Annotated in this window: 1 pseudogene; it reads right to left on the reverse strand. The window is 55.1% G+C overall.

Going from position 1 to position 1,023, the window contains the following annotated elements:
* A pseudogene (locus ACFWW4_RS22680) lies at positions 1-935 on the reverse strand (helix-turn-helix domain-containing protein); the annotation flags it as partial.
* Positions 936-1,023: the final 88 nt, after the last annotated feature.

Genomic DNA, 1,023 nt, shown 5'->3' on the forward strand with positions numbered 1-1,023 from the left:
CAGCCAGACGCCTGCAATGCGAGGTCCAGTGTATCCGTCACATCTTCAGCCTTCATGTTGGTGCAGAGTTTCCAGGAGACGATGTAACGGCTGTAATCGTCGAGAACCGTGCTGAGATAGAACCAGCCCCAACCAAGGACCTTGATCTGTCTACCAGAGCTGGTTGATGGCCGTCGTCTTGTGCTGGAACTCATTGGCAGCCTTCAGGACGATGAACGCCGGGCTGGTGATCAGATCATGGGCCTTGAGCGTGCGATAGACCGTGGATTCCAACACAAAATAGCGTTCTTGGTCTGTAAACGTCACCGCCAGCTCGCGGGGCGACAGCTCCGTTTCCTTCAGCGCGAGATCGACAACCTTGCGCTTCACCTGGGTGGGGACCCGGTTCCAGACGTGTTTTGGCCTGGGGGATTGATCCTGAAGACCAGCTTCGCCGCGCTGTAGATATCGATCATACCAGCGGTAGAATGTGGTGCGGGGGATCCCCAGTTTGGCCAAAGTCCGGCGCGCTGACAGATAACTTTCTTCGACCAGCCGGATGACCTCTAACTTCTCTGATGCAGGGTATCTCATTCGTGGTCGCCCCCATCCCCGAGCATGCTTTTTTTGAGAAGACGCAGTTCGAGCGTCTGTTCCGCAACGACCTCCTTAAGATCCTTTGCTTCCCGGCGCAGCTCCTTGACCTCGTCAGTGTTTGCAGCACGTGCCGTATCACCCGCCAGCCGCTTCTTACCGGCTTCCATGAAGTCCTTGGACCATTTGTAATATATGCCCTGTGATATGCCTTCACGGCGGCACAGCTCAGCAATACTGTCCTCACCGCGCAGGCCGTCCAGCACGATCCTGATCTTCTCTTCGGATGAATAATGCCTGCGGGTCGCGCGTTTGATATCTTTGACGATCTTCTCCCCAGGCGTCTTCGTCGTCTTTCTCATCGTCCACTCCTCCGTGGCTACGATGAACAACAAACACTCTCTTAGCAAATAACCCTATTTGGACCCATAGGCGCTGACGTCAGACACA

This window comes from Yoonia sp. SDW83-1 (assembly GCF_046762885.1).
In the GTDB taxonomy this organism is placed as follows: domain Bacteria; phylum Pseudomonadota; class Alphaproteobacteria; order Rhodobacterales; family Rhodobacteraceae; genus Yoonia.